We start from the raw sequence: 8,989 nt of genomic DNA, 5'->3' as shown, positions 1-8,989 counted from the left end.
CGGATTCACGCCACAATCGAAGAGATAAAAGTCCTTTTAAAAACAGCCACTTACTGAGACTTTCATATAAAACTTACCCATTTCAGAATACAGAGCCGTTGAGTCACGGAATATGCAGATTTTAAAATGGGAAAGTTATTTCGTACTCATTCGTAATTCTACTTTGTTATCTTCTTAAATTGTCTGAATCAGGATAGTCAGGATTCACAGGATAAAAGGTAATTATGCAAATCTTGTTAATCCTGAACATCCTGGGCATCCTGATTCAGACACCAAAAATAGGAAGCTAAGATAAGCTAACAAAGTGGAACTAAGAGACCTGAAAGAAGATAAGAGAGGAAGACATTTATGGTTATTGGTACAGGAAGGGTTCTTTTAAAACTTCATGGAGTAAAATCTCTCAAGGAAAAAAGAAAAATTGTCAAATCAATTACAGGGCGAATTAAAAACAGTTTCAATGCTTCTGTTGCAGAAGTTGGTTTGAATGATATACATGAAAGGGCAGAGATTGGTTTCTCTTTGACCGGAAACGATCAAAGTATGATCAATTCTGTTATTGATAAGATTTTCAATAAAATTGATGCAGCAGGCCTTGCAGAAATTATTGAAACTGATTTCGAAATATTTACATATTAAATGAAAAGGAGAGTTTTTATGAGAATAGTTATTGTACTCATTTTATTGATATTGATGCCAGCCTTTAGCTGCTTTTCAGATGAGAGTAAGCTTGTGACTCTTACTGCAATTGAATATCCCCCTTATACCAGCCAGGAACTTGATAATGGTGGATTTCTTGAGGATATGGCAAAATCAGCTTTCAGCTTATCAGGCTATGAGGTTGAAATTATATATTTGCCTTGGAATCGTGCCTTGGAGATGACAAAGAGGGGCAGTTATGATGGTCTTATGGATATGTGGTACAGAGTTGAAAGAGAGGAGTTTTTTATATTTTCAGAGGAGATGGCAGCAAGTAAGATCGGTCTTTTGAAACGAAAGGACAATCCTGCAACTGCCGCTTCCTATGAGGAACTAAAGGCTTACAGGATCGGTGTGGTCAGGGGATATGCCAATCCTCCTCAATTTGAGGCAATGCATGATCAGTTACAGATTGATGAAGCAGATGGTGAAATCACCAATCTCAAGAAGTTGCTTGGAAAAAGGGTTGATTTTATTCTTATGGATTTAAAGGTTGGGCGGCATTTGATAAAAACATTTTTTGGGGATAAATCTCATATGCTGGTTGCACTTCCCTGGATTCTTCAAAACGATCCTCTGCATATTGGTTTTTCAAGAAAAGCCATGGACATTGATGCAAAGGTCAAGGCATTCAATGATGGTATAAAATCTCTTAAAGCATCGGGTGAATATCAGAAAATACTTGAAAGAAATGGCGTGCAGGAAGTTGATGAGTAGTTTTTCAGATGGCAATATTGATGAACCTGTAAAAAGTCCGAAATAGCAAACTCGCTATTAATAATTTCAGCATGTTACAACTCAAAAAATGCTGAAATCTGGCTTTTTACGAGACCATCAATATTCGGTGGAAAAAATTTGTTGTGGTATCGCTGGGGTTTAATAACGTACATGGCATACTCACCACAATCGAAGAGATGAAAGTCATTTTAAAAACAGCTAATTACTAAGAAATCAGTCTGAAATAACTTACCCATTCCTAAAACGGCCATGTCTGTTGAAATGGAAAAACAAGGAGGAACAGTACTATGTCACAAACTTATACAGGTTCAAGAGAAGAGACCCGCATTGTTCATGGTATTAAAAGTTGTCATACCACAAGTATGGATCTTGTTCCTCCAATTCACATGACATCAACCTTCAAATTCAGGGATCAGGCTCATGGAGCAGGGGTTTTTTCCGGAGCAGAGGATGGCTTTCTTTATACCAGAATTTCCAATCCTACTGTTGGACAGCTTCAGGAAAAAATTGCTCTGCTTGAAGGAACAGAAGATGCAATAGCTACATCGTCGGGTATGTCTGCTATTGCATCTGTTGTAATGACTCTTGCTCGCCCCGGAGATAATATTGTAGCCTGTAATGCACTTTATGGAGGGACATTTGCTCTTATGCATGAGCATCTTGCACAGTTTGATATTAATGTGCGGTTTATCTCGCCTGCTGATAGCAATGATGCCGGAAATATTGTTCCCCTTGTAGATAATAAAACCCGTCTTTTATACATTGAAACACCTGCAAACCCCACCCTTGATGTAATTGATATCGGGCTTTGGGCATCAATTGCAGCTAATAACAATACTATATTTGCCGTGGATAATACATTTGCATCATCTTATCTTCAAAAACCCGCAGCACTTGGCGCTGATATTGTAGTTCACTCTGCCACAAAGTATCTTGGAGGGCATGGTGACATAATTGGAGGTATTATCGCTGCAAGTAGTGAAATCACCACCAGGATAAGAGAGTCATATTTTAACCATTTTGGGCCTGCAATGAGCCCTTTCAATGCCTGGCTTGTGTTAAGGGGATTGAAGACCCTTGCCATTCGCATGAATCGTCACAGTGATACAGCCATGAAAGTTGCCATGTGGCTTGAGAATCACCCAAAGGTCAGCCGTGTTTATTATCCAGGGCTTGTTTCCCATCCCAACCATCTTATTGCAGCAAAACAGATGAAGGATTTCAGTGGTATTATTGCATTTGAACTGAAGGGTGGCATGGCTGCCGGCAAAACTGTTCTGGACAGCGTAAAACTTTCTACCCTTGCTGTGAGCCTCGGGGATTGTGAGACCCTTATTCAGCATCCTGCATCCATGACACACTCCACATATTCTGCTGAAGAGCTCAAAAAAGCAGGAATTGCAGAAGGTTTAATAAGGCTCTCTGTGGGTCTTGAGCATCCGGACGATATTATTGAGGATCTTGATCAGGCAATGTAAATCCTCAAAATGGACACCTAAGATCTTGTAAGCCTTGTCAACACTGTCTGAATCAGGATTACCAGGATTAACAAAGATAAGGCAGGATTATCTATCCTGAACATCCTATTCATCCTGGTTATCCTGATTCAGACAAATGCAAGAACTTCTGAAAAGGCAATAAGATGTCGATTTTTAGTCTATAACGGCCATGATGATGCGGTTTTCTTTATGCTTGAGTGGTTTTATCTGTGCCATTTTTCGCATCATTACCTTCTTTTCGTTTTGTTTTGAAAAAACGGTTCCATTCAAATGGCTTTTTGGGAATTGTGTACCACATCACAGGTTCCGTAAAGCGCTTCCAGCCCCATTTCAGGATATGGACAAGACCTACAGATATCCAGAGCGCCCATGAAAGCATAAGTGCACGATAGACAAGCATGGGAAGCGAAAGTAGCCAGCCCCTTGGCACAATGGTCTCGCTTATATCCTGATACCAGCGAAGAAAATATGCAGATGAGCCATTTCCTTTGATATTCATTTCCGGATGTCCTATGAGACCATTGGATATTGCAAAAACAAGAGAGGCAATGGCAAGAAACGTCAAGCCTGCAAGACCTATCTGAATGAAGTTGAATCTTTGGGGAGTCAGGGTGTCGGAGAGTGTGTTGGCTTTTTTTCTAAGATCCATAATGATCAGCCACAATGCAACAAAAAGGCAGGCAGACAGGCTGCTCATGGCCATGCCTGTACCGAGAAGAAACCAATGGTGAAATTTTAAGGGAGAGAGGCCACTTGAAGCAAGACCAAACGCTGCAATAAAAACAACAAGCATGACTGACCAGAATAGTACGGCAGGTCCTGCAAGTTGTTCTCCTCCAATGAAAAGAGGCCAGCGATCCCGTGAAAGATGAAGGTCAATGGCGGCATTAACACTGTCTGTTCCAAGATCAATTTCAGGGGTTCTGTAGAACATTCCCATTGTACGGGTCATGCCCCCCCTCCATTTAAGCACCACTGTCTGGCTTCCGGGATTGATGGGAAGAGGTACATTGCGCCCCTCCTGTCGGATAAGCTGACTTTTTGAGTTTATTTTAACATCCTGCAGTTCTGTATCCGGAGGCAGAACAATTGTATGCTGACCTCCCTGGCTGCTTTTGATCTTCAGGGTCAGGGTTGCAATTGAGGATTTTCGCCCGGGTTTAAGTTCAAGGTGGGATTTTTCTATGGTAAGTGTTCGGCCATCAACTCCGGCAGGGCGGGTTACAGATAGTTTTACTGTCTCACCCGGCCAGGGGTGCCATGTTGGATACCAGCGGTGATTGATCTGGTGAAGAATAACAGGGATTCCTGATGTTTCAACATGAAACACAGGGCTTGCATCAAGTGTCCATATCTCTGTCCACTCCCTTGTGTCAGCGTGTTTAAGCAAGATACTCTCTGATGGCTCCAGAAATGACTCCCATGAAAAACTGTTTCTGTTTATGTTCATGTTAACCTGAACTTCTCCGTTTTTAACTCTGACACCCTGGGTTGTAACAGATTCATTTGGAAGAAGCGGAATATTCATCACCATTGCAGAGTCAGAAGGTGTAAGCCGCTCAACAGTTGTCTGCACCTTCCAGACAAGTCCGAGAAGAATCCTTCTTTCCACACGGGCAAAGGGAGGAAGCACACCGTTTTCAAGGATCTCCTCCCCATTGCTGTCACTGCCTGATGCTTCAGGTACAACTCTTCTGAACTGGAGCTGGTCGTCAAGGGCGTCATCTGGCTGAATCCCCTGGACGTTCCATCCCTGGCTTGTTACAGTTGCATGGCGGGGTTTCATTGGAAGAGGCATCTGAAAAGTACTTTGGTTGCGTATAGTCCCTTCAAGTATAATACGTTGACGCCCCTCCGGTACCATGATCCAAAGCACTTCATTTTCACGGAAAAGAGCAGATTCTTGGCCATCTAAAAAGAGATGTGCATCTGAAGGTGGCTGACTGTCACTATTCTCCCGATTTTCAATTTTATCCAGATCTTTGAGAGTAACCTTTGAAGGTAGCCAGTGGCGGGCATGCCCCGGCAGTGGAATGGCTGTATCCACTGATGCATTGACGTCAAGTATTACAGAAAGCTCCTGATTCTCTATGTTGATTTTTATTTTCTGGATATCAGCGCACGAAGGAAAGCACTCATCCGGCTCAAAAATACGCTTTTCAAGTTCATCAAGCATTTGCTGTGATGGAATTGATGTTGACTGTTCCTGCAATTTAACGTTTTGTGCAAAGCACAGATTGCTGTTAAAGAGCAAATGAGCAGCCATGAATGATATTATAAAAGTCATGCAGAGAGATGTGAAAGTCAGGGATGTTGAAAAAACAGATGAAATTCCAGGGCGTAAAAATCCCTTCCCCTTTTTGTATCCAAAGCCGAACATGCCGGCAGCAAGCAGTAAAATGAGGCCAACACGCAGAAAGGCAAGACTGCAGTTGGTAACAGGTCCTGTGTAGTAGAAGGATATGGTCTCACCCTTTGCAACAGGGCCTGACCAGTTAAATGAAATTGTATCAAAAGGTCTCCATAACGGGATGCCAGGGCCTGTCTGGGTAAGGGATTTTGGGTCATGCTGCATCACAGATGCTTTTTTGCGGTATATATCATAGGCACCATAGCCTGGAATTGAATATGAGAGGCTTGAAGGGGGAGATGAGGGTGGGTTGATCTGTCTTGCCTTTCCGGCAACCCGTGGCAGAGACCCTAACTGTTCTGTTACTCTGCTTTGGGATGCACCCCTCTCCATCAAAGGTTCAGGTGAAAAGTCATCCATTTGATTTCCGTTGGCGATTTGCTGTGATGCTTTTGTTTCAGGATAATGTTCTTTGTCAGAAAAATCTATTGCATCATTCATTGATATCCAGGGATTTGCAAGCTGAGGATAGATCCCCACACGAAGTGAGGTTATGGCATATGGGATTGTTAAAAAGATCAAAATGATTGCAGTTATCAACTGATATTTTTTTACAAACTTTAGAAGACGGCTGTTTTGTGGAAGATTTTTGATCAGTGCAAAGCCTCCAAGCAGATAGAGCCAGATAAGTCGGGGTGCTGCTGGTTCATGATATGTAAGAAGCAGTGTGAAAAAACCTGTGAATGCAAGCGGCACAGAATATAGTTTGGCAGTTGCCACTGTAAAGACAAGAACAATAAAAAAATCAAGCAATGTCCAGCGTTTTACCCAGGTTCGGGGAATATTGTCAATGCCCCCTGCGTGGATAAGCTTCCATCCAGGAGGTAGAAGTAATTTGCCCTTGACCTGTTGAAATTCATGTTGCCATCCTGTTGCCGGAAGATTAGTAATTGAACCCATGAATCGCCCTTCGGAGACAAGATCAAGAACTCCTTTGCGCAGCTCCACTCCGGAAGTCTCTTCACCGGCATGGGTATTACCGGATTTATTATTGCCGGATTTGTCGGAATCAGAATTACCCTGTTTCTGGCGGCGGGTAATGAGCTGCTCCTCTCCGTCCACGCTTACCCTGCCTGGCTGCATTTCAGGTTCCATCTCAAGGCGCCACCCGGTACTTTTTTTGCCCTGTATTCTGTCCTGTATGGTGTAGCCCGAGCCATCAAAATGGAGCCACATTGTTCGGTCAAGGGTTAGCTGATCAGGTGCAGGAACAGGGTCTCCCCTTTTAACCTCATTGAACACAAGCTCTTCTCCTGGCAGCATCCTGAAGGCAGGATAGCCTTTCCAATCATCGGGAAGAGATGTGTGGCGGGGATCAATGGCCATTCCACCCTTGATTTCAACTATTCTTAAGTCAGAGTGACGTACTATTGACCAAATCTCATCATTGGGCCAGTGTTTGTCTTCAGGTTTTTGAAAAACAAGACTTTTTAATGGGCCTGAGTGTCTGAATTTTACGGTAACTCCATACTGCCCGGGTCTTACCTGAAGTCTTAATGCTGCATTTGATTCAAGTTTTGCAGGCAGCCTGCTTTCAAGCAGAAGGGGGGTCATAGTATCAGGGTCGGCAATTGGGCCAAGGCTAATCTCCCGTGGAGAACCTGAAACGTCAAGAGATATATATATTGTTGTCACTGCTGGAATTGTGTCATCTACAAGCCTGAAAGCCTGAATATTGAGACGGTTCTCCTCCTTGTGCTCCTGGTGTTTTTTTTTCAGCCAGAGTCTTCCCATTAAATCAAGGTTGGGAAATTCAACATTTTCTCCATTGAGTTTGAGATTCACAAGGGCTGAAGATTCAGGGATCTGGATATATTCCGGCTGCTTCTTCCAGGAAAAGATGCCAGAAATTTTGTATGGTTGATAAGTCTTAAATTGAGCAGAATTTTGTTGCGCCACAGGTCTGTTGTTTCTGGATATAACAGTTACAGGAAGGCCGTTGATTGTAACATCCATTGGCCACTGCCGCACATCTCCTGGAAGGGGTATGAGAGTACTGCGGGAGACGTGCCATGTCTGTGAAAAGCTGCCGCCTTCATTGTTGAGAGTCAATTCAAGATGGGATGGCCATAGGCACTCCAGATTATTTGCATCGTTATATCGGGGAGTGCATTGGAGTCTATCTTCATTTCCGTGGGAGACCCAGTTAACCCAGGGTTTCAGTACATCAGGAATATAAAGATCATGCCCTGACCCGTATAAAGAAGATTGAAATCCGTATGTGCATTTCATATCTGCCCCAGATTGTACGTAAACAGAATCAGCTCCGGAAAATCCAGATAAGTCGAAACTGTTTTCAGTCTCATTTGATGCAGGTTTATTTTGAATAGAACTCCACTTATGGGTGGATAAATCACCTGCATGACACAGAGAATAGCATGAAATATATGTTAAAAGAAAATATGAGATAAAAAGGACAGGAAATACTTTAAAGGCTTTTCTGGAACGAAAAAAAAGAGCATTAAAATCTATTGTCCGCATATTTTTTCTCCTTGTGTCAACCATTTTTAACTGCAATGCGTCCTGGATGATGATCATGGACAACACCAATAATTGCAGCCCCAATAACTCCTTTATCTTCAAGCATTTTTATCATTGATTCTGATTCATTTGCAGGGCATCCCATCAAAAGCCCTCCTGATGTCTGGGGATCAAACAGAATATCTCTTATGACAGGTGAAAAATCAGGGGCAAAATCCACCATATTTTTTCTGAACTCTCTGTTTCTATGGGCACCTGCCGGAACAAGACCCATAGATGCAAATTCCTCTGTTTCCGGCAGCATGGGGATATTGTCCGAGTACACCGTCACTCCGGTATCTGTCCCTGCAACCATTTCTGCCAGATGGCCAAGAAGGCCAAATCCTGTTACATCAGTGCAAGCTGATATGGAAAAAAATGTCATGGCCTGGGCAGCATGGCTGTTAAGTGCAGCCATTGCCTTAACAGCAGCATCAATGGCCGATGCAGAGGGCAGACCACCTTTTATGGCTGTGTTGATAATACCTGTTCCAAGTGGTTTGGTAAGAATGATGCAGTCTCCATGTCTCAGCCCCTGGTTTTTAAGAATTTTTTTTGGGTGTACAAATCCTGTGACAGATAGACCATACTTGAATTCGTCATCTTCAATGCTGTGTCCCCCGACAAGGACTGTGCCTGACTCCTTTAATTTTACAATTCCCCCCCTTAATACATCCCGAAGCACATCTTTGCCAAGTTTCTGGAGTGGAAAAGCAACAAGATTCATGGCAGTTTTCGGAACTCCGCCCATGGCATAGACATCAGAGAGTGCATTGGCAGCGGCTATCTGTCCGAACATGAATGGATCATCCACAATGGGTGTGAAAAAATCAACTGTCTGTATGAGTGCAAGTTCGTCAGAAACCCTGTAAACACCGGCATCATCTGCTGTACCAAGTCCAACCAGCACATTTTCATCCACAGGAAATTCAAGTCCGCACAAAGCTTTCTCCAGATCCCCTGGAGATAGTTTTGAAGCTCAACCTGCTCCTTTAACATTTTGGGTAAGCTTTACTGTACAATCAGGAGAGTGGTTTGTTTTTCCATTATATGGTAATTGTGGGTGGTCTGCATCAGAGCCGGAATGATTGTTCTGTTTTTTTTTATGTCAGACATTGCTAATCTC

4 protein-coding genes and 1 pseudogene are annotated in these 8,989 nt (G+C 42.9%); 3 read left to right on the top strand and 2 right to left on the bottom strand.

The genetic code is table 11. The features are described 5' to 3' along the window. The first annotated feature begins 348 nt into the window (after positions 1–348). From MTBBW1_RS13525 to MTBBW1_RS13515, 3 genes are all read left to right on the top strand, one after another. A complete protein-coding gene (locus tag MTBBW1_RS13525) occupies positions 349–636 on the top strand; it encodes a DUF503 domain-containing protein (protein WP_080804303.1) in 288 nt (95 codons plus the stop codon). 18 nt (positions 637–654) lie between these two features. Further along, positions 655–1,413, top strand: a complete 759-nt coding sequence (locus MTBBW1_RS13520) for a substrate-binding periplasmic protein (protein ID WP_186441282.1) — start codon at positions 655–657, stop codon at positions 1,411–1,413. A gap of 308 nt (positions 1,414–1,721) precedes the next feature. Continuing rightward, complete coding sequence (locus tag MTBBW1_RS13515; protein WP_080804301.1) at positions 1,722–2,912, top strand: trans-sulfuration enzyme family protein; 1,191 nt, start codon at positions 1,722–1,724, stop codon at positions 2,910–2,912. A 208-nt stretch (positions 2,913–3,120) separates the two neighbouring features. On the opposite strand, the gene MTBBW1_RS13510 is transcribed toward MTBBW1_RS13515, so the two are convergent. Then, positions 3,121–7,824 (bottom strand): hypothetical protein, encoded by a 4,704-nt coding sequence (locus tag MTBBW1_RS13510; protein WP_186441280.1) that lies wholly within the window; start codon positions 7,822–7,824, stop codon positions 3,121–3,123. 16 nt (positions 7,825–7,840) lie between these two features. Beyond that, positions 7,841–8,875, bottom strand: a pseudogene (gene selD / locus MTBBW1_RS13505) (selenide, water dikinase SelD); the annotation flags it as partial. Positions 8,876–8,989 lie beyond the last annotated feature (114 nt).

Origin of the sequence: Desulfamplus magnetovallimortis (assembly GCF_900170035.1) — a bacterium.
GTDB classification, from domain to species: Bacteria; Desulfobacterota; Desulfobacteria; order Desulfobacterales; family Desulfobacteraceae; genus Desulfamplus; species Desulfamplus magnetovallimortis.
Note: the sequence above shows the minus strand (reverse complement) of the source record. Positions and strands in the feature narration are given on the sequence as shown.